Consider the following 20,390-nt stretch of genomic DNA (forward strand, 5'->3'; position numbering starts at 1 on the left):
AAAAGAGGCGAATTGTAGCTCAGGCGTCATGTATTGCGATGGCTAAACGTCGTCAGCGCTTTCTCAATGCATTGCGACGTTTTTCCGAATGCCTGCACGGAAATTTCTGACAGCAGTCCGCCCCCTTGATCGGCTACCAACAACATCACTACCCGGCCATTACTGGCCAGCGAGCGGATCAACAGGTTTTCCCCGCTGAACTGGCCCCGCAGGCTGGCGGGCAGCAGCGCCGAGAACTGTGCGTTATTGGCGGACGTCAGGCGCAGTTGGGTTGCCTGGGCCAGCAAACGTTGCAGGACGGTGCTGTCTTGGATCGGTATCAGCAGGGAGGCGGCGGACTTGTCCAGTCCGGCAGTTTGATGGACGCGCAGGGCATCGACTTTGCGGTCGATCATCAACAGCATCACCCGCTGCATGCCACAGGCGAGCAGCGCATCCCGGGCGAACGAGGTCAGATTCATGGCGTTAGTGAATGGGCTAGGCTCTTTCAGCAGTTGGGCACATTGCTTGCGCCAGTCTTGTAGCGCCTCGGTGGAAGGCGCTGGTGCCGGCAGCATGCCTTTGTGGCCGCGCCGGGCTTCCCATGGCCACAGCAGCGCTTCAACCGGATGCCAGACGCCGGCGCCTGCGTGGGATCGCGCACTGCTCGCAGCGTTTTGGTGGACTTGTTGTTGAACGCTCGCCAACGGTTGTTGCAGATACAGGCTGGTCAACAACTCCCAGCGCACGTTATGGGGGCTGTTCCAGGCGTATTGCGCCGAGAGAGCCAGCCCGTTTGCCAGCAAAATGGTATTGGCAGGCTGATTCAGCCAGCGTTGCAGGGGCAGGTCTGTATCCAGACGCTGCTGTTGTATGAGCGGATCTTCATTTTCATGGGCAATACGCAGCACCTTCACCAGATTGCGCTGCTCGCTGATCAACAGTTGATAGCCGCGCATGACCCACATCGGCAGATGCCAATGTTCAGCCAGCGCCCTGCACAGCACGATCAAGCGAATGCCAAACAACGCCTTTTCAGTCTTTTTCGCGCATTCGCCCTTGTGAATGACCCGCAGCTCCCACTCTTCGAGCAATTTAGGATGTGCGAGAGCCATCGGCCAAAGCGGAGACAGAAACAGCAAGCTGCCCAGATGAATGTCCTGCCACAGCCGGGCCAGTTGATTGGCGAACAAGCCAGTGGCTTGCTGCGTAGCGTGCTGGCTGATCATTTGCAGCTGCCGCAGGGCGGGAGGGATATCCCGCTCATCCACAGCGGGCAGCCGGGCGAGCAATGTTTCAGTACGCGCCAGACCTAGCCGATTGATCGCCACTTCCAGGCTCTCGGCAGGTTCTGCAAAGCCGCCGCTGCTTTGATGATTGGCTTCGCGCATCACACTCAAGACCAGTGCCGGGCTTGCCTGCATCATTTCAGCGATATCGCGAATAGAACGACGACTGTCATTCAGGCCCGCACGCACTTTTGCGTGCGCGGCCGCAGGCACCGGCAACGCAATGCCATCGAGTTGCTTGATCCAGGCATCGAGCGTCTTGGGGACGGGCCGTGGTGACGATGTTTCCGGTTGCATTCAGGAATCCCGTACGGCTGGGTGGTTTTGAAGGAAGTCCAATACTGGCATCATGCTGGCCCTCGCGCTAAACCCCACGTGATGTCTATCACGGGGGTTTTTTCGCTCTGCTTGCCTACAGTCTGGCGCAGGAAGGCCGATATGTAGAACAAGAGTTTTGACACTCCTGCGAAACATGACCATGAACCCGACTCAGTAAGTATTCATTATCTATGGCAAAAATTATCGGCATCATCGTCGTTTTCGCGAGTGTACTCGGCGGATACGTCTTGTCCCACGGCCAGATCGCTGCGCTGATTCAGCCTTTCGAGGTGATGATCATCGGCGGCGCTGCATTGGGTGCGTTCTTGCAAGCCAACCCTGGCTACATGACCATGCTCGTCATCAAAAAATCCCTGAAGATGTTCGGGACGCGCTTTACCCACGCCTTCTATCTGGAGGTCCTGGGACTGATCTACGAGATCCTCAACAAGAGCCGCCGCGAAGGCATGATGGCGATTGAAGGGGACCTTGAAGAGCCAGAGAACAGCCCGATCTTCACCAAGTACCCGAGCGTCCTGAAAGACACGCGCATGATCGCCTTCATCTGCGATTACTTGCGCATCATGTCCTCCGGCAACATGGCCCCGCACGAGCTTGAAGGCTTGTTCGACATGGAGCTGTTGAGCATGAAAGAAGAGCTGGAACATCCCTCCCACGCGGTCACCGGTGTGGCCGATGCCATGCCTGGTTTCGGTATTGTCGCCGCGGTACTGGGTATCGTTGTGACCATGGCATCGCTGGGGTCGGGCGACAAGGCTGCTATCGGTATGCACGTGGGTGCAGCCCTGGTCGGTACCTTCTTCGGTATTCTCGCCGCTTACGGTTTCTTCGGCCCGCTGGCCACTTCCCTGGCCCACGATGCCAAAGAAGAGATGAACGTCTTCGAATCGATCAAGGCGTCGCTGGTTGCGTCGGCCTCAGGCGTGCCGCCTTCGCTGGCGGTGGAGTTTGGCCGCAAGGTTCTGTATCCAATGCATCGCCCCAGCTTCAGCGAGCTGGAACAAGCTGTTCGCGGTCGTTGATCCATGGAAAATAATCAGCCGATCATAATCAAGCGCGTCAAGCGCTACGGCGGCGGCCACCACGGCGGCGCCTGGAAAATCGCCTTCGCTGACTTTGCGACAGCGATGATGGCTTTTTTTCTGGTGCTTTGGCTGATGTCGTCGGCTACCCCGGAGCAGTTGATTGCGATTGCCGGTTATTTCAAGGACCCGGTCGGGTTTTCCGACAGTGGCTCGCCCTACGTTATCGATTTGGGCGGCTCGCCCGAAATGTCCCCCGACCAGACGCTGAATCCGGAGGTCAAGTCCACGCCAGCGCCCGACAGCGTGCCAATCGAGGCAGACACCCAGGACGCCGCAGCTCAGCAGGCCGAGCAAGTTGAGCAGGAGCGCCTTGAATTGCTGCTGCAAGAGCTGCAAAACAAGGTCAACGAAAACCCGCAGCTGCAGAAATTCAAAGACCAGATTTTGTTCGAGATCACGCAGGATGGCTTGCGGATCCAGATCATGGATGCTGACAACCGGCCCATGTTCGACATTGGCAGCGCACGCCTGAAACCATATTTCGAAGACATCCTGCTGGCCATGGCCGACACCATTAAAGCGGTGCCCAACAAAATCAGCGTCAGTGGTCACACCGATGCAACGCCCTATGTGGGGAACAACGGTTTTGGCAACTGGGAGTTGTCGGCTGGCCGCGCCAATGCCGCACGTCGTGCGTTGGTGGCCGGTGGTTATCCGGATACTCAGGTGGCGCGCGTCGTGGGTTATGCCTCATCGGCGCTCTATGACAAAGAGCATCCGACAAACCCGATCAACCGTCGGATCGATATCGTGGTCATGACCAAGAAGGCGCAGCAGAAGATTGAAGGCTCGCAAAACGTAGGTGAGGCGCCTCAAACGCCGGATGCGCCCAAAGCGCCAACTCCTGACGCCAAGCCTGGCGCTTCGATTTCCACGCCCGCTGTCGATCCACAAGCCTACGCCCAGCCCCATGAGATTCGGCAAAAGCTGAATATCTTCGAGCAGGGCACGCTGAAGGTTGAAGAGACCAAAAACTAGGTTTGTGGACAATAAAAAACGCCGCGATGATCGCGGCGTTTTTTGTTTTCTTACTGTAGGAGCGCGCTTGCCCGCGATTGAGGTGTGTCAGGCACCATCTATGACGGACATGCTGACGCCATCGCGGGCAAGCGCGCTCCTACAGTTTGGCGTCGATCAGTGACTACTTTCCGGCAAGCTGGCGATGATCGAGCGATAGCTGTTCATGCGCTGTTGCTGCACGCGGCCCTCGTCCAGCGCCTTGAGCAGCGCACAGCCTGGCTCGCGATCATGCTTGCAATCCCGGAAGCGGCAAGTGCCGATCAGGTCGTTGAACTCGATGAAGCCCGCTTCGACATCAGCGCGGCTCACGTGGCCCAGGCCGAACTCACGAATACCTGGCGAGTCGATCAGATCGCCGCCATTGGGAAAGTGGAACAATCGGGCGGTGGTCGTGGTGTGCGTGCCCTGACCGGACAGCTCCGAGAGCGGCCCGACGCGGGTGCCGACTTCCGGCAGCAGGCTGTTGACCAGCGACGATTTGCCTACGCCTGACTGACCGACGAACACGCTGATGTGCCCATCCAGCTGCGCCTGCAACTGCTGCATACCGTCGCCGTGATGCGCCGACACTTCCAGCACCGGATAACCCAGCGTTCGATAAACCGCCAACAGCGCATTCAGCGCCGGGGCGTTTTGATCATCGATCAGGTCGAATTTGTTCAGCAACAGCAGCGGGTGAATGCCCGCATGCTCGGCGGCCACCAGATAACGGTCGATCAGGTTGGCATGAGGCTCAGGCATCGGCGCGAACACAATCACGATCAGGTCGACGTTGGCAGCCACCGGCTTGAGTTGGCCGCGGCTGTCCGGACGGCACAGCTCGGTAGTACGAGGGAGTTGCGCAACGATTACGCCGATGCCCTGATTGCCAGCGCGCCAGACCACACGGTCCCCGGTCACCAGCGCTGGCAGGTTCGCCCGCAAATGACAGCGGAAAACCTGTCCGCTCAGCTCGCCTTCCTGCGCCTCGACTTCCACCTGTACGCCGAAGTGCGCGATCACCAGCCCTGTTTGCTCGGGGCCAAGATCGCCGCCTTCCAGCGATTCCAGGGTCAGCGTTTCACGCTTGGCGGCACGGGCAGCGCGCTCGCCTTGGATCTTTTCGATGCGCCAGTTCTGACGACGATTGAGTTGGCGTTTGGCCATGTGTGTTCAGTGTTCCGTTTTTATGTCGCGAAATGCAGCTGATAGTGTGAAGCGGGAAGGAGTCTAGCATGCCCGCCTGAGCTAAACTGCGCGCCTACGCTGAGGAGCCGACATATGCAGAACAAGCAAAATCTCATCTGGATCGACCTGGAAATGACCGGTCTGGACCCCGATAACGACGTCATTATCGAGATGGCGACCATCATCACCGACAGCGAACTGAACACGCTGGCCGAAGGCCCGGTCATCGCTGTTCACCAAAGCGATGAGCTGCTGGCTGGCATGGACGAGTGGAACACCCGTCAGCACGGTGGCTCTGGCCTGACCCAGCGGGTTCGCGAGAGCAAGATTTCCAACGACGAAGCCCAAGCGATGACCTTGGACTTCATTAAGCAATGGGTGCCCGAACGCAGCTCGCCAATTTGCGGTAACAGCATCTGCCAGGATCGCCGCTTCCTTTATAAGCGCATGCCGGCCCTGGAAAACTACTTCCATTATCGAAATCTGGACGTCTCGACGCTCAAGGAGCTGGCCGCGCGCTGGTCCCCAGAGCTGAAGTTCAAAAAGGGCAGCACGCATCTGGCGCTGGATGACATTCGTGAATCCATTGCCGAACTGCAGTTTTATCGCGAGCACTTCATCAAGGTCTGAGCGCCACTATGTTGTTGATGCTCTATCTGATCGCCATCACTGCAGAGGCCATGACCGGCGCGCTGTCGGCTGGGCGCCGTGGCATGGACTGGTTCGGCGTAGTGCTGATCGCCAGCGTCACGGCGTTGGGCGGCGGCTCGATGCGCGATGTGCTGCTGGGTCATTACCCGCTGACATGGGTCAAGCATCCCGAGTACCTGATGTTGACCTGCGTCGCGGCGCTGATGACGATTCTGATCGCGCCGCTGATGCGTCATCTGCGCTCGCTGTTTCTGGTGCTGGACGCGTTGGGGCTTGTGGCGTTCACAGTGATCGGCTGCACAACTGCGCTGGATATGGGCCACGGATTGGTCATCGCTGCTGTCAGTGGAGTGATCACTGGAGTATTTGGCGGGATCTTGCGCGATATCTTCTGCAACGACATCCCGTTGATCTTCCGTCGAGAGCTTTACGCCAGCGTGTCGTTCGCCGCGGCGTGGTGTTTTCTGCTGTGCCAGTATTTCGGCTTGCCGGTGGAGCAGGGCACCTTGATCACTCTGTCAGGCGGCCTTTTGTTGCGCCTGTTGGCGATCAAGTTCCACTGGGAAATGCCCAAGTTTGTCTACAAGGATGGGCACTAAGCTGCGACCCCTGCAGGAGCGAACTTGTTCGCGAAGCGGCGTATCTCACGCACTATGTCGTTTGCATCGTCAACAAGTTGGCTCCTACAGGGTTGTCGCGCGTTTATCGTGCTGATTCAGCGCCCACTCCACATGCTCACGCACCATCTCCGACGGATATTGCGCGCGTGACTTCAGCGCCTCCATTACCGGAATCGTCGACGGTGCATTGCCAAGCCCCACCGCAAGATTCCTCAGCCATCGTTCATACCCCGCCCGGCGCAGGGGCGAGCCTTCGGTGTTGCTCAGAAACGTCTCTTCGTCCCACAAAAACAGCTCGGCCAAGCCTGCGTTATCGAGGTTGTGGCGTGGCTTGAAATCGTTCTGATCGGTCGGTCGGGCAAAGCGGTTCCAGGGGCAGACAATCTGACAATCGTCACAACCGAACACCCGATTGCCGATCATCGAGCGAAATTCTTCCGGGATCGCGGTTTTCAGCTCAATAGTCAGGTAAGAAATACATCGTCGCGCATCCAGTACGTATGGACCGACAAACGCGTTGGTCGGGCAGATATCCAGACACGCCGTGCAGCGACCGCAGTGTTCGGTTGCGTGAGGTGGATCGACTGGCAACGGCAAATCGACAAACAACTCGCTGAGAAAGAAGTAACTTCCGGCCTTTCGAGTGAGCACCAGTGTGTTTTTGCCGATCCAGCCAAGCCCTGCCTGTTCGGCGATCGCCTTTTCCAGCACCGGTGCGCTGTCGACGAACGCCCGAAAACCAAAAGGCCCGATGGCCTGCTGAATACGCTCTGCCAATTGCTGTACGCGCTTGCGAATCAGCTTGTGATAATCACGGCCCAAGGCATAGCGGGACACGTAGGCTTTTTCAGGTTCAGTCAGGCGGTGCGCCATTTCGGTGTCGCCGGGCAGGTAGTCCATGCGCAGGGATACCACTCGCAACGTACCCGGCACTAACTCGTCGGGATGCGAACGTTTGCTCCCATGGGCTGCCATATAGTCCATCTCGCCGTGATAACCGGCGTCGAGCCAGCGCTCAAGATGCTGTTCATGCTCGGCCAGATCCAGACCCGAGATGCCCACCTGCTGAAAGCCCAACTCACGGCCCCACGCCTTGATGGACTCGGCAAGGTCGTTCAGTTCAGCGGTCGTCAGCGACGTTGAAGGGGCGGATGGATCAACTGTAATAGCGGTCATGCAAAGAGGACACCGGGGCGCAGGTGCGTATAATTCTGCCAGACATCGGAGCTCATAAACGTATGTTGCACAGCAAACCCCAATTACCCGACGCGCTGTACGACGCCGCGCAGGTGCGTGATCTCGACTCACGGCTTATCGCCGCAGGCACGCCGGGCCTGGAATTGATGCAGCGTGCCGCCCATGCAGCCTGGCGCGCAGTGCGTCGACGCTGGCCGGATGCGGGGCAAATGACCGTGATGGCAGGCCATGGGAACAATGCAGGCGACGGCTATCTAGTGGCTGCGCTGGCGCAACGGGCCGGGTGGCAGGTCAAGGTTTTGGCCGTGGGCGATGTCTCAGCGCTGACCGGCGATGCCGAAGACGCTTATAAGGAAGCGCTTGGCACTGGCGTCGATGTTCAACCCTGGACGCAGCAAGTCTTGAATGGCGTGGTGCTGGACGCGTTGCTCGGCACTGGGCTCAAAGATGATGTTCGCAGCCCTTATTCGGAAGCGATTCAGGCGATCAACGACAGCAGCTTGCCGGTCGCTGCGATTGATATCCCGTCAGGATTGAGCGCCGACACAGGTCACACGTTGGGCGTCGCGGTGCGCGCAGATCTCACCATCACGTTCATTGGCTTGAAGACTGGATTGTTTACCGGCGATGCAGCGGATCTGGTCGGCGAGTTGGTGTTCGACGATCTTCAAGCCGATGCGGCCCTCGTTGCCGCGACCGCTATCAGCGTAAAACGCCTCGATACCTTCAATCTTCCCACTTTGGCGCCGCGCCCTCGCACCGCGCACAAAGGCATGTTCGGCCGGGTGCTGGTGATTGGCGGTGACCACGGATTTGGCGGCGCTGCGCTGCTGTCCACCGAAAGCACGCTGCGCACCGGCGCGGGGATGGTCACGCTGGCGACTCGTCCTGAGCACGTCCCGGCTGCGCTCGTGCGATTTCCCGAGGTCATGAGCGCAGGCATTAGCTCGGCCAATCAATTGATGGCGCTGATCGAGCCTGCGTCAGTGCTGGTGGTCGGTCCCGGCATGGGGCAGCACAGTTGGGGACGCAGCCTGTTATCGGCAGCCGCCAACGCCGATCGCGCGCAGGTGTGGGATGCCGATGCGCTCAATCAACTGGCCCAAGGCTGGGTGCAGTTGCCCAAGGATTGCGTGATCACGCCGCATCCGGGTGAGGCGGCGCGCCTGCTTGGCGTCAGTACCAAAGAAATCCAGGCTGATCGCCTAAAAGCTGCCCGTGCCTTGGCGCAGAAATTCAATGCGGTCTGCGTGCTTAAAGGCACTGGGAGCTTGATTGCCAATCCTGTTGGCGATCTTGCGCTGTGTGATCACGGCCATCCGGCCATGGCAACGGGCGGGCTTGGCGATGTTCTGGCCGGTGTCATTGGTGCGTTGATGGCGCAAAAGATGCCTGCTTTCGACGCTGCCTGTCTTGCGGTCTGGTTGCACGCCAAGGCTGGCGAGCAAGTGGGCCAGCTTGGCCGTGGATTGGCTGCCGCTGATCTGATTCCTGTTATTCGTACACTGCTGGAGGAGCAACAACCGTGTCTGAGCTAACCCTGCACCTTGCGGGTGAAGAGGCCATGACGGCATTCGGCGAGAAAATCGCTCAAGTCACTGATGGCAATGGGATTATTTTTCTGGAGGGCGATCTCGGTGCAGGCAAGACCACGCTTTCGCGTGGAATCATCCGGGGACTGGGCCACGTAGGCGCGGTAAAAAGTCCGACTTTCACGCTGGTAGAACCTTACAAAATTGGGAGATATCGCGCGTATCACTTTGATCTTTACCGACTTGTTGATCCAGAAGAGCTAGAATTCCTGGGCATCCGCGATTATTTCGAAGGACAAGCGCTCTGTCTGATTGAATGGCCCGGTCTGGGTGCAGGCTTTTTGCCAAAGCCTGACATGACCATTACCATTGGGCCGCACGCTGACGGTCGAGCGCTGACTCTGAGCCCGGAAAGCTCACGTGGCGAAGCTTGGTGTGCCGCTTTGGCTTTTTGAATTCAAATAGATATGGGGTTAGGTATGCGCATGCGCGCGCTGGTTACTGTGATAGGGCTGTTGCTGACGACATTAGCCATTGATGCGTTCGCTGCTTCACAGGTACGAAGTGTTCGCTTATGGCGTGCACCGGATAACACTCGGCTGGTTTTCGATCTTTCCGGCCCGGTCCAGGCCAGCGTATTCACGCTTGAGTCGCCCGATCGTCTGGTCATCGACATCAACGGCGCCACATTGGGCGGCTCGCTGAATATTGGCACCGCCAATACACCGATCACCAGCATGCGCTCCGCGCAACGCACCCCTGACAGCCTGCGTGTGGTCATCGACTTGAAAAAGGCCGTGACCCCAAAAAGCTTCACGCTGGCGCCCAACCAGCAGTACGGCAACCGCTTGGTGGTCGATCTGTTCGATAACGCCGCTGACGCCAACCCCACGCCAATCTCCACTGTTCCTGATACGGCCGCCAACACTGCGCCTGCCGTACCAGTAAGCCCTGCCAAACCTGAAATCAAGCTGACGCCTGTGCCAAGTGGCAAGCGCGACATCGTTGTGGTGATTGACGCAGGCCACGGCGGTGAAGACCCGGGTGCGTCCGGTGGCCGCGGGCAGAAAGAGAAGAATGTGGTACTGGCAATTGCCAAGGAGTTGCAGCGTCAGATCAGCTCGGAAAAAGGCTATCGCGCCGAACTGACCCGCACTGGCGATTACTTCATCCCGCTGCGCAAGCGCACTGAAATCGCTCGGGCCAAAGGCGCGGACCTGTTTGTATCGATCCACGCTGACGCTGCGCCGTCTTCTGCGGCATTCGGGGCGTCAGTGTTCGCACTGTCCGAACGCGGTGCCACGTCCGAGACCGCCCGTTGGCTGGCCGACAGCGAAAACCGTTCCGACTTGATCGGTGGTGCTGGCGCTGTAAGCCTGGATGACAAGGACCGGATGCTTGCTGGCGTGCTGCTCGATCTGTCGATGACTGCTTCGCTGACTTCCAGCCTGAACGTTGGGCAAAAGGTGCTGAGCAACATCGGACGCGTCACTTCGCTGCACAAATCCCGCGTCGAGCAGGCCGGCTTCATGGTGCTGAAATCACCAGACATTCCATCGATCCTTGTTGAAACCGGGTTCATCTCCAATGCCGCAGAAGCCAACAAGCTCGAAGGTGCCAGTCATCAACAGGCATTGGCGCGTTCGATCACAGCGGGCGTGAAGCAGTTCTTCCAGCAAAATCCGCCGCAGGGCACTTACATTGCCTGGCTGCGCGATACCGGCAAGCTCGCTATGGGGCCGCGTAACCACGTGGTACGTCCGGGCGAAACGCTGGCAATGCTCGCTGCGCGTTACGACTTGACCACCGGGGCGCTGCGCAACGCCAATGAGTTGAAGTCCGATGAGCTGAAAATCGGTCAGGACCTCAAGATCCCAAGCACTGCATTGGCAGGTGAGCCGTGAGCGATCTGTTGCTGGATGAATCAGGGTTTGAGGCTGCGGTAATGCAGTCCGGTAATCCTGAGGCCAAATCCGCTCGCATCGAGTTACTCAGCCCGCGTCTGGCGAACCAGATTGCGGCGGGTGAGGTGGTTGAGCGTCCAGCTTCGGTGATCAAAGAGCTGCTTGAAAACAGCCTGGATTCCGGCGCGCGGCGCATCGATATTGATGTCGAGCAGGCAGGCATCAAATTGCTGCGAGTGCGCGATGACGGCGGCGGCATTTCCTCCGACGACCTGCCATTGGCGCTGGCGCGACATGCCACCAGCAAAATTCGCGATCTGGAAGACCTCGAGCGTGTAATGAGCCTGGGTTTTCGCGGCGAGGCGTTGGCGTCGATCAGTTCGGTCGCACGCCTTACGTTGACTTCTCGTACCCGCGATGCCGATCAAGCCTGGCAAGTAGAAACCGAAGGCCGCGACATGGCCTCGCGCGTTCAGCCTGCAGCGCATCCGGTCGGCACGTCGGTTGAGGTGCGCGATCTATTCTTCAATACCCCCGCACGGCGCAAGTTTCTCAAAGCCGAGAAGACCGAATTCGATCACCTGCAGGAAGTCATCAAGCGCATGGCGCTGGCCCGGTTCGATGTGGCTTTTCACCTGCGGCACAATGGCAAAACCATTCTCAGCCTGCACGAAGCCCACGATGACGTGGCGCGTGCGCGGCGGGTGTCGGCGATCTGCGGAACAGGGTTTCTTGAGCAGGCGTTGCCTATCGAGATTGACCGCAATGGCTTGAAGCTGTGGGGATGGGTCGGGTTGCCGACGTTTTCCCGCAGCCAGGCCGATCTGCAGTATTTCTTCGTCAACGGGCGTGCAGTGCGCGACAAACTGGTCGCCCACGCGGTGCGTCAGGCTTATCGCGATGTGCTGTTCAATGGTCGACATCCGACGTTCGTGCTTTTTTTCGAAGTTGATCCGGCGGTAGTCGACGTCAACGTTCACCCGACCAAGCACGAAGTACGTTTTCGTGATGGCCGCATGGTTCACGACTTTCTATACGGCACGCTGCATCGCGCGCTGGGCGACGTGCGTCCGGAAGATCAACTGGCGGGCACTACTTCGGTTACTGCGCTGGTGCGTCCGACCGGTCCGGATGCCGGCGAATTCGGGCCTCAGGGGGAGATGGGCCTTGCCAACAGTCTGCTTGATCAGCCACAGGCCGATCCCTTGAACAGACCGGCAGGCTCGGGCAGTGGCGCCGGTTATCAGTATCAGTACACGCCGCGTCCGTCCTCGGTGTTACCGGCAGCAGAAGCGCAGGCCGCCTATCGCGAGTTTTTCGCGCCGCTGCCGAGCGCTCAGGGTGGTCAAATGGCTGCCACTGCGGTGGCATTGCCCGAATCCACCGGTGACGTTCCCCCGCTGGGTTATGCACTGGCGCAGCTCAAGGGCATTTATATCCTGGCCGAGAACGCCCATGGGCTGGTGCTGGTGGACATGCACGCCGCTCACGAGCGGATCATGTATGAGCGACTTAAGATCGCCATGGCCAGCGAAGGCTTGAGCGGCCAGCCATTGCTGGTGCCAGAGTCGCTGGCGGTCAGTCAGCGTGAAGCTGATTGCGCCGAAGAACACATCGCGACCTTCCAGCAGCTAGGCTTCGAGTTGCAGCGCCTGGGGCCGGAAACCCTGGCGATTCGACAGATTCCTGCACTGCTTAAGCAGGCCGAGGCTAATCGCCTGGTTCAGGATGTTTTGGCGGACTTGATGGAATATGGCACCAGTGACCGAGTGCAAGCCCACATGAACGAGTTGCTCGGAACTATGGCCTGTCATGGAGCGATTCGGGCGAACCGGCGTCTCGCTATTCCCGAAATGAACGGCCTGCTGCGTGACATGGAAAACACCGAGCGCAGCGGTCAATGCAACCACGGCAGGCCGACCTGGACCCAATTGGGGCTGGACGATCTCGACAAGCTATTCCTGCGCGGTCGCTGATGAGCGCCTTGCCTCCCGCCATCTTCTTGATGGGGCCGACCGCCGCAGGTAAGACGGACTTGGCCATCGAGCTGACCAAAGTGCTGCCGTGCGAACTGATCAGTGTTGATTCAGCGCTGGTCTATCGCGGTATGGACATCGGCACGGCCAAGCCATCGAAGGCGCTTCTAGACAAGTTTCCTCACCGGTTGATCGATATTCTCGACCCCTCGCAGAGCTACTCGGCTGCGGACTTTCGAAGCGATGCTCTGAGCGCCATGGCTGAAATAACCGCGCGCGGAAAAATTCCGTTGCTGGTGGGCGGCACGATGTTGTATTTCAAGGCTCTATTGGACGGATTGGCAGATATGCCAGCGGCGGACCCCGAGGTCCGTGCGCAGCTGGAAGCCGAAGCCGCGAGCAGGGGATGGCAGGCGCTGCACGATGAATTGGCGGTCATTGACCCGGTGTCGGCGGCGCGGATTCATCCCAACGACCCGCAGCGGTTGTCCCGCGCGCTGGAAGTCTATCGGGTGAGTGGATTGAGCATGACCGCACACCGCGAGCAACAAAGTGCGCAAAGTACTGAAGCAGCCGCTTCGGGGCGTCATCAATTGCCCTATACTGTCGCGAATCTGGCGATCGCTCCGGTGGATCGCAAGGTATTGCATGACCGCATCGCGCAACGTTTTACGCAAATGCTTGACCAAGGATTCGTAGAAGAAGTTGTGGCGCTACGCTCGAGGGGTGACTTGCACTCGAACTTGCCGTCAATAAGAGCTGTAGGGTACCGGCAGGTCTGGGATCATCTGGACGGCAAGCTGACCCGCGACGAGATGCAGGAACGAGGCATCATCGCTACGAGGCAGTTGGCCAAAAGGCAATTCACCTGGCTGCGAAGCTGGGAAAATCTGCACTGGTTGGACAGCCTGGCTTGCGACAATCTGCCACGCGCCTTGAAATACTTGGGATCGGTCTCCATATTGAGCTGAGTCCTTGCAATAGCCGTCTATCCTTGGGGGGTAAGCGGCCCGAGCAAAAAAATTTTCGAATTATTCTATTGATCCTTAAAGGAGTGCGGCACATGTCAAAAGGGCATTCGCTACAAGACCCTTACCTGAACACTTTGCGTAAAGAAAAGGTTGGGGTTTCGATCTATCTGGTAAACGGTATCAAGCTGCAAGGCACGATCGAGTCTTTCGACCAGTTCGTCATTTTGCTGAAAAACACTGTCAGCCAAATGGTTTACAAGCACGCCATCTCTACCGTCGTACCGGTCCGTCCAATTCGTCTGCCTAGCGCAACCGAATCCGAAGCGGGTGACGTTGAGCCAGGTAACGCCTGATAGGAGTCTCCTTTGTTCTTTGAGCGCCACAGTGGTGGTGAGCGGGCTATCCTCGTTCACTTGGATGGTCAGGACCCTGAGGCGCGCGAAGATCCGCAGGAGTTCCAGGAACTTGCTCTGTCGGCAGGCGCCGATACCGTCGCATTTGTTAACGTGCCACGGCATCGGCCAACGGCCAAATATCTGATCGGCAGCGGCAAGGTCGAGGAGTTACGCGACCTTGTCAAAGCCGAGAAGGTTGACATCGTCATCTTCAATCACGTCCTTACGCCCAGTCAGGAACGCAACCTCGAACGCGTTTTCGAGTGCCGAGTGCTTGACCGTACGGGACTGATTCTCGACATCTTCGCCCAGCGCGCGCGTACTCATGAAGGTAAATTGCAGGTCGAGCTGGCACAGCTCGAGCACATGAGTACCCGTCTTGTTCGCGGCTGGACCCACCTTGAGCGTCAGGGTGGCGGTATCGGCATGCGAGGTCCGGGCGAAACCCAGCTCGAAACAGACCGTCGTCTGTTACGTGTTCGTCTACGGCAGATCAAAGGCCGTCTCGAAAAAGTTCGCAGTCAGCGAGATCAGGCCCGTCGCGGTCGTTCCCGCGCCGATATCCCGACGGTTTCACTGGTGGGCTATACCAACGCCGGCAAATCGACGCTCTTCAACGCGGTCACTGATTCCGACGTCTACGCAGCCGATCAGCTTTTTGCGACCCTTGATCCCACTTTGCGTCGTCTCGAACTTAAAGATCTCGGCCCAATCGTGCTGGCTGATACGGTGGGCTTCATTCGCCATCTGCCTCACAAACTGGTCGAAGCCTTTCGCGCGACTCTCGAAGAGTCGAGCAACTCCAACCTTCTTTTGCATGTGATTGACGCTCATGAGCCGGATCGCATGGAGCAGATCGAGCAGGTTATGGCAGTGCTGGGCGAGATCGGCGCGCAGGACTTGCCGATACTTGAGGTCTATAACAAACTCGATCTGCTTGAAGGGGTCGAGCCACAGATCCAGCGCGATCCAGATGGCAAGCCACAGCGGGTGTGGGTTTCAGCCCGTGACGGGCGTGGTCTGGATCTGCTCAAGCAAGCCATCTCCGAGTTACTGGGTGACGATTTGTTCATCGGCACCTTGCGCTTGTCTCAGGGTTTTGCTCGACTGCGGGCTCAGTTTTTCCAACTGGGTGCAGTGCAGAGCGAAGAGCACGACGAAGAGGGCACAAGCCTGTTGGCAGTACGTTTACCGCGAGTTGAATTCAATCGCCTGGTGAGTCGCGAAGGACTGCAGCCGCTGGAATTCATCGAGCAACACACTTTGCAATAAAAGCCTGAGAAAGCGGTTGTATCGCTTTCGCAGGCATTCTGTAGCATTGGTCGGCGCGCCGTGGGCGCGTCTTTGCTTTATCAGATGGAGAGCGCTATGGCTTGGAATGAGCCGGGTGGCAACTCGAATAATCAGGATCCTTGGGGTGGTAAGCGCAAGGGCGGCGACCGCAAGGGGCCACCAGATCTCGACGAGGCCTTCCGAAAGCTGCAGGAAAGCCTGAATGGGTTGTTCGGTGGTGGTAAAAAACGTAGTAGCGACGGTGGCGGTGGCGGCGGCTCTCGAAAAGGCGGTGGCCTCGGTTTGCTCGGTATCGGTCTTGTCGTGCTTCTCGCGGTCTGGCTCTACAACGCCATCTACGTGGTCGATGAGCAGGAGCAAGCTGTAGTGCTGCGCTTCGGCAAGTATTACGAAACTGTCGGTTCGGGTCTGAATATCTATTTCCCGCCGTTTGATCGCAAATACCTCGAAAACGTGACGCGCGAACGTGCGTACAGCAAGCAAGGCCAGATGCTCACCGAAGACGAAAACATCGTCGAAGTGCCGCTGACCGTGCAATACAAAATCACTAACCTGCAGGATTTCGTGCTGAACGTCGATCAGCCGGAAGTCAGCCTGCAGCACGCCACCGAAAGTGCCTTGCGCCATGTGGTCGGTTCGACCGCAATGGATCAGGTGCTCACCGAAGGTCGTGAATTGATGGCCAGCGAAATCAAGGAGCGCCTGCAACGGTTCCTCGATACCTATCGCACCGGCATCACCGTTACTCAAGTGAACGTGCAAAGCGCTGCTGCGCCGCGTGAAGTTCAGGAAGCGTTCGATGACGTGATCCGCGCCCGTGAAGACGAGCAACGTTCGCGTAACCAGGCTGAAACTTACGCCAACGGTGTGATTCCGGAAGCACGTGGTCAGGCCCAGCGTATCGTCGAAGACGCCAACGGCTACCGCGATGAAGTCGTGTCTCGCGCCAAGGGTGAGGCAGATCGTTTCACCAAGCTGGTCGCCGAGTACCGCAAGGCACCGGAAGTCACGCGTGAACGTCTGTATCTGGACACCATGCAGGAAGTCTTCAGCAATACCAGCAAGGTGCTCGTGACCGGCGATAAAGGTCAGAACAACCTTCTTTACCTGCCATTGGACAAAATGATCGAGAGTGGTCGTAACGGTGCTCCCGCTTCAACCGGCGCTGCTGCGACAGTCGTTGATCCAGGTTCAAGAGCCGCGGACATGCAACAGCAACGCGACACGCGTACTAGGGAGACTCGCTGATGAGCAATAAATCTCTGGTCGCTCTGATCGTCTGTGTCGTACTGGCCGTAGTCGCATGGAACAGCATCTACATCGTCTCGCAAACTGAACGTGCGGTTTTGCTGCAGTTCGGTCGTGTGGTTCAGGCTGATGTTCCACCGGGTCTGCACATGAAGGTTCCTTATGTGAATCAGGTGCGCAAATTCGATGGACGCCTGTTGACGCTCGATGCGCCAACGCAACGTTTCCTGACTCTTGAAAAGAAAGCCGTCATGGTTGATGCCTACGCCAAATGGCGAGTGAAGGACGCTGAGCGTTTCTACACCGCGACATCTGGTCTCAAGCAAATCGCCGATGAGCGTCTGTCGCGCCGTCTTGAATCGGGTCTGCGTGACCAGTTCGGTAAGCGCACCCTGCACGAAGCTGTGTCAGGTGAGCGTGACGCATTGATGGCAGACATCACTTCTTCGTTGAACAAGATGGCCGAGAAAGAACTGGGCATCGAAGTCATCGACGTTCGGGTCAAGGCTATCGACCTGCCGAAAGAAGTGAACCGTAGCGTGTTCGAGCGTATGAGCACCGAGCGTGAGCGTGAAGCCCGCGAGCACCGCGCCAAAGGTAACGAGCTGGCCGAAGGCATCCGTGCCGACGCTGATCGTCAGCGTCGCGTGTTGCTGGCAGAAGCCTATCGTGAGTCTGAAGAGGCCCGCGGTGATGGCGATGCCCAAGCATCGGCGATCTACTCGAAAGCTTACGGTCAGGATCAGGAGTTCTACGCGTTTTACCGTAGCCTGCGTGCCTACCGTGAAAGCTTTGCGAACAAAAGTGACGTGATGGTGCTGGACCCAAGCAGCGATTTCTTCCGCTATCTTGAGAAGGCCAAGCCGTAGTTTTTGACGTTGTTTGAGAGCTCCGCCGGGCGGCAAAACTTTCCGGCGGGGTGATCACTCGCTAAAACGTGTGTATGATGCGGCAGCCGGGAAATTCCCGGCTTTTTTGCGTCTGCACGATTGATTGGCCGTGGCGTATTTCGTGCGCGGCAGTTTTTTCGAGGACAGTGGCGCTAGCCTTCGCTTGGCTGGTTCATGTCGAAAGCATGGGCTGACTGCGAGGGGCCGCTGTCTGCTTCACTCAAGGCTCGCCCACGGGTTGTGGCCGCCCGGATCATAGGGGAAAGGCGTAATGGCAACGGTTGACCGCTGGCTGCTGCCGGATGGCATCGAAGAAGTACTGCCGCCGGAAGCTGCGCGCATAGAAGTAGCGCGTCGTCAGGTGTTGGATCTGTTTCAAAGCTGGGGCTATGAGTTCGTCGTCACCCCGCATATCGAATACCTCGAATCACTGCTCACGGGCGCTGGTTCGGATCTGGATCTGCGCACCTTCAAAGTCGTCGATCCGATGTCAGGTCGGCAGATGGGTTTCCGGGCGGATATCACGCCGCAGGTCGCCCGCATCGATGCCCACACCTTGCGTCGCGAAGGCCCAAGCCGTCTGTGCTACGCCGGCAGCGTGCTGCATGCCCAGCCGCGTGCATTGTCTTCCTCGCGCAGCCCGATCCAGTTGGGTGCGGAGTTGTACGGTGATGCCAGTCCGACCAGCGATGTCGAAGTCATCAGTCTGATGTTGGCCATGTTGAAGCTGGCTGATGTGCCTGACATTCATATGGATCTGGGGCATGTCGGCATTTACCGCGGTCTGGCCCGTGCGGCCGGTCTGTCAGGTGAGGTTGAGCAACAGCTGTTCGATGCGCTGCAGCGCAAAGCGATCGATGAAGTGATCGCCCTGACCGCCAATCTGCCTGACGATCTGGCCACCATGCTGCGTGCGTTGGTCGATCTGTGTGGCGGACGTGATGTGCTGGCCGCCGCCCGTGACCGCCTGGCTAAAGCGCCAGCACCGGTCATTGAGGCGCTGGACGACCTCCAGGAGATCGCTGAGCGGTTGTCGGCGCGCTTCCCGGATATGCCGTTGTACTTCGATCTCGGTGAGTTGCGCGGTTACCACTACCATACAGGTGTGGTGTTTGCGGTATTCGTGCCGAGTGTTGGTCAGTCGATCGCCCAGGGCGGTCGTTACGACGACATCGGTGCAGACTTCGGCAGAGCGCGTCCGGCAACGGGCTTCTCTACCGATTTGAAAACACTGGTCACGTTAGGGCAGGCACAGATCGAGCTACCGTCTGGCGGTATCTGGATGCCCGACAACACTGACACAGCGCTGTGGCAGACCGTCTGCCAGCTACGCAGCGAAGGTCAGCGCGTGGTTCAGGCGTTGCCAGGCCAGCAGGCCTCGGCAGCGCGCGAGGCTGACTGCGACCGGCAATTGATTCAGCATGGCGAGCACTGGCAGGTAATGCCGCTGGCCTCTTGAGTTTCCCTGCCGGCCGCCGCCGGCACCAAGTTTGCGTGAATGAGGACAAGTGAAATGGGTAAGAATGTCGTAGTCCTGGGCACCCAATGGGGTGATGAGGGCAAAGGCAAGATCGTTGATCTGCTGACCGAACACGCTACCGCGGTAGTGCGCTATCAAGGCGGCCACAACGCTGGTCACACCCTGGTAATCGACGGCGAAAAAACCGTTCTGCACCTGATTCCGTCTGGTGTTCTGCGCGAAGGCGTTCAGTGCCTGATCGGTAACGGTGTGGTAGTTGCGCCCGATGCACTGATGCGTGAAATCACCAAGCTGGAAGAAAAAGGCATTCCGGTGCGCGAGCGTCTGCGCATCAGCCCTTCCTGCCCGCTGATCCTGTCCTACCACGTCGCGCTGGACCAGGCCCGTGAAAAGGCCCGTGGCGAGCACAAGATCGGTACGACCGGTCGCGGCATCGGCCCGGCCTACGAAGACAAGGTTGCGCGTCGCGGTTTGCGCATTGGCGATCTGTTCCACCGTGAGCGCTTCGCGGCCAAGCTCGGCGAGTTGCTGGATTACCACAACTTCGTGCTGGTCAATTACTACAAAGAGCCTGCAATCGATTTCCAGAAGACACTCGACGAGTGCATGGAATACGCCGAGCTGCTCAAGCCAATGATGCTGGACGTGACTGCTGCGCTGCATGACATGCGCCGCGCTGGCAAAGACATCATGTTCGAAGGCGCTCAAGGTTCGTTGCTGGACATCGACCACGGCACCTACCCGTACGTGACCAGCTCCAACACCACGGCTGGCGGTATCGCTACCGGTTCGGGCATGGGGCCGATGTACCTGGATTACATCCTGGGCATCACCAAGGCTTACACCACGCGCGTCGGTTCAGGTCCTTTCCCAACTGAGCTGTTCGACGACATCGGTGCATTTCTCGCCAAGCGTGGCCACGAGTTCGGCGCTACTACTGGCCGTGCCCGTCGTTGCGGCTGGTTCGATGCCGTGATCCTGCGTCGCGCCATCGAAATCAACAGCATCTCGGGCATTTGCCTGACGAAGCTGGACGTGCTCGACGGTCTTGAAACCATCAATATCTGTGTGGGTTACAAGAACGAAAACGGCGCCGTAATCGACGCCCCGACCGACGCTGACAGCTACATCGGCCTTGAGCCGGTGTACGAGCAAATTCCGGGCTGGTCCGAGTCCACTCTCGGCGCCAAAACCCTGGAAGAACTGCCAGCGAACGCGCGTGCTTACATCAAGCGTATCGAAGAGTTGGTCGGCGCGCCTATCGACATTATTTCGACGGGGCCCGATCGCAACGAAACAATCGTTCTGCGTCATCCGTTCGCTTGATAAGTCGTTGAAATACAAACAAAGGGTC

At 58.4% G+C, this 20,390-nt stretch carries 18 protein-coding genes; 15 read left to right on the plus strand and 3 right to left on the minus strand.

Annotation, left to right across the window (positions count from 1 at the left end; translation table 11 throughout):
* Positions 1-26: 26 nt before the first annotated feature.
* Positions 27-1,565: an HDOD domain-containing protein gene (locus ACWKV9_RS11460; RefSeq protein ID WP_483836232.1), complete on the minus strand. Its 1,539-nt coding sequence runs from the start codon at positions 1,563-1,565 to the stop codon at positions 27-29.
* A 212-nt stretch (positions 1,566-1,777) separates the two neighbouring features.
* Here ACWKV9_RS11460 and motA point away from each other — a divergent pair, with 212 nt between their 5' ends.
* On the plus strand, positions 1,778-2,629 hold the full coding sequence (gene motA, locus ACWKV9_RS11465; RefSeq protein ID WP_483836233.1) for a flagellar motor stator protein MotA: 852 nt from the start codon (positions 1,778-1,780) through the stop codon (positions 2,627-2,629).
* A gap of 3 nt (positions 2,630-2,632) precedes the next feature.
* Positions 2,633-3,670 (plus strand): flagellar motor protein MotB, encoded by a 1,038-nt coding sequence (gene motB, locus ACWKV9_RS11470; RefSeq protein WP_483836234.1) that lies wholly within the window; start codon positions 2,633-2,635, stop codon positions 3,668-3,670.
* A gap of 156 nt (positions 3,671-3,826) precedes the next feature.
* On the opposite strand, the gene rsgA is transcribed toward motB, so the two are convergent.
* A complete protein-coding gene (rsgA, locus tag ACWKV9_RS11475; RefSeq protein ID WP_483836235.1) occupies positions 3,827-4,858 on the minus strand; it encodes a small ribosomal subunit biogenesis GTPase RsgA in 1,032 nt (343 codons plus the stop codon).
* Between the two features lie 114 nt (positions 4,859-4,972).
* On the opposite strand from rsgA, the gene orn reads away from it, so the two are divergent.
* Both orn and ACWKV9_RS11485 read left to right on the plus strand, forming a co-directional pair.
* Positions 4,973-5,509 carry an oligoribonuclease gene (orn, locus tag ACWKV9_RS11480; RefSeq protein ID WP_483836236.1) on the plus strand — a complete coding sequence of 179 codons (537 nt, stop codon included), beginning with the start codon at positions 4,973-4,975 and terminating at the stop codon, positions 5,507-5,509.
* A gap of 8 nt (positions 5,510-5,517) precedes the next feature.
* Positions 5,518-6,129 (plus strand): trimeric intracellular cation channel family protein, encoded by a 612-nt coding sequence (locus ACWKV9_RS11485; protein WP_483836237.1) that lies wholly within the window; start codon positions 5,518-5,520, stop codon positions 6,127-6,129.
* 84 nt (positions 6,130-6,213) lie between these two features.
* Here the strand turns inward: ACWKV9_RS11485 and queG are convergent, their stop codons facing one another.
* On the minus strand, positions 6,214-7,326 hold the full coding sequence (gene queG / locus ACWKV9_RS11490) for a tRNA epoxyqueuosine(34) reductase QueG (RefSeq protein ID WP_483836238.1): 1,113 nt from the start codon (positions 7,324-7,326) through the stop codon (positions 6,214-6,216).
* Between the two features lie 62 nt (positions 7,327-7,388).
* Here queG and ACWKV9_RS11495 point away from each other — a divergent pair, with 62 nt between their 5' ends.
* The 11 genes from ACWKV9_RS11495 to ACWKV9_RS11545 all read left to right on the plus strand — a co-directional run bounded on the left by ACWKV9_RS11495 (position 7,389) and on the right by ACWKV9_RS11545 (position 20,362).
* Positions 7,389-8,885: an NAD(P)H-hydrate dehydratase gene (locus tag ACWKV9_RS11495; RefSeq protein ID WP_483836239.1), complete on the plus strand. Its 1,497-nt coding sequence runs from the start codon at positions 7,389-7,391 to the stop codon at positions 8,883-8,885.
* Positions 8,873-9,334 (plus strand): tRNA (adenosine(37)-N6)-threonylcarbamoyltransferase complex ATPase subunit type 1 TsaE, encoded by a 462-nt coding sequence (gene tsaE, locus ACWKV9_RS11500; RefSeq protein ID WP_483836240.1) that lies wholly within the window; start codon positions 8,873-8,875, stop codon positions 9,332-9,334. Before ACWKV9_RS11495 ends, tsaE begins: the two co-directional genes overlap by 13 nt.
* Before the next feature lie 24 nt (positions 9,335-9,358).
* The gene (locus ACWKV9_RS11505; RefSeq protein WP_483836241.1) at positions 9,359-10,783 is read left to right on the plus strand and encodes an N-acetylmuramoyl-L-alanine amidase; all 1,425 of its coding nucleotides are present in this window, start codon (positions 9,359-9,361) and stop codon (positions 10,781-10,783) included.
* A 41-nt stretch (positions 10,784-10,824) separates the two neighbouring features.
* A complete protein-coding gene (gene mutL / locus ACWKV9_RS11510) occupies positions 10,825-12,759 on the plus strand; it encodes a DNA mismatch repair endonuclease MutL (protein ID WP_483836403.1) in 1,935 nt (644 codons plus the stop codon).
* Positions 12,759-13,730 carry a tRNA (adenosine(37)-N6)-dimethylallyltransferase MiaA gene (gene miaA, locus ACWKV9_RS11515; RefSeq protein ID WP_483836404.1) on the plus strand — a complete coding sequence of 324 codons (972 nt, stop codon included), beginning with the start codon at positions 12,759-12,761 and terminating at the stop codon, positions 13,728-13,730. Before mutL ends, miaA begins: the two co-directional genes overlap by 1 nt.
* 92 nt (positions 13,731-13,822) lie before the next feature.
* Positions 13,823-14,083, plus strand: a complete 261-nt coding sequence (hfq, locus tag ACWKV9_RS11520; protein WP_268799311.1) for an RNA chaperone Hfq — start codon at positions 13,823-13,825, stop codon at positions 14,081-14,083.
* A 12-nt stretch (positions 14,084-14,095) separates the two neighbouring features.
* On the plus strand, positions 14,096-15,397 hold the full coding sequence (gene hflX, locus ACWKV9_RS11525; RefSeq protein WP_483836242.1) for a ribosome rescue GTPase HflX: 1,302 nt from the start codon (positions 14,096-14,098) through the stop codon (positions 15,395-15,397).
* Between the two features lie 96 nt (positions 15,398-15,493).
* Complete coding sequence (hflK, locus tag ACWKV9_RS11530) at positions 15,494-16,666, plus strand: FtsH protease activity modulator HflK (RefSeq protein WP_483836243.1); 1,173 nt, start codon at positions 15,494-15,496, stop codon at positions 16,664-16,666.
* Entirely contained in the window at positions 16,666-17,535 is an 870-nt protein-coding gene (gene hflC / locus ACWKV9_RS11535) for a protease modulator HflC (protein ID WP_483836244.1), read from the plus strand. Before hflK ends, hflC begins: the two co-directional genes overlap by 1 nt.
* A 292-nt stretch (positions 17,536-17,827) precedes the next feature.
* Positions 17,828-19,015 carry an ATP phosphoribosyltransferase regulatory subunit gene (locus tag ACWKV9_RS11540; protein WP_483836245.1) on the plus strand — a complete coding sequence of 396 codons (1,188 nt, stop codon included), beginning with the start codon at positions 17,828-17,830 and terminating at the stop codon, positions 19,013-19,015.
* Positions 19,016-19,069: 54 nt separating this feature from the next.
* Positions 19,070-20,362 carry an adenylosuccinate synthase gene (locus tag ACWKV9_RS11545; RefSeq protein ID WP_483836246.1) on the plus strand — a complete coding sequence of 431 codons (1,293 nt, stop codon included), beginning with the start codon at positions 19,070-19,072 and terminating at the stop codon, positions 20,360-20,362.
* The last annotated feature ends 28 nt before the right edge of the window (positions 20,363-20,390 follow it).

Source organism: Pseudomonas corni, assembly GCF_057128765.1.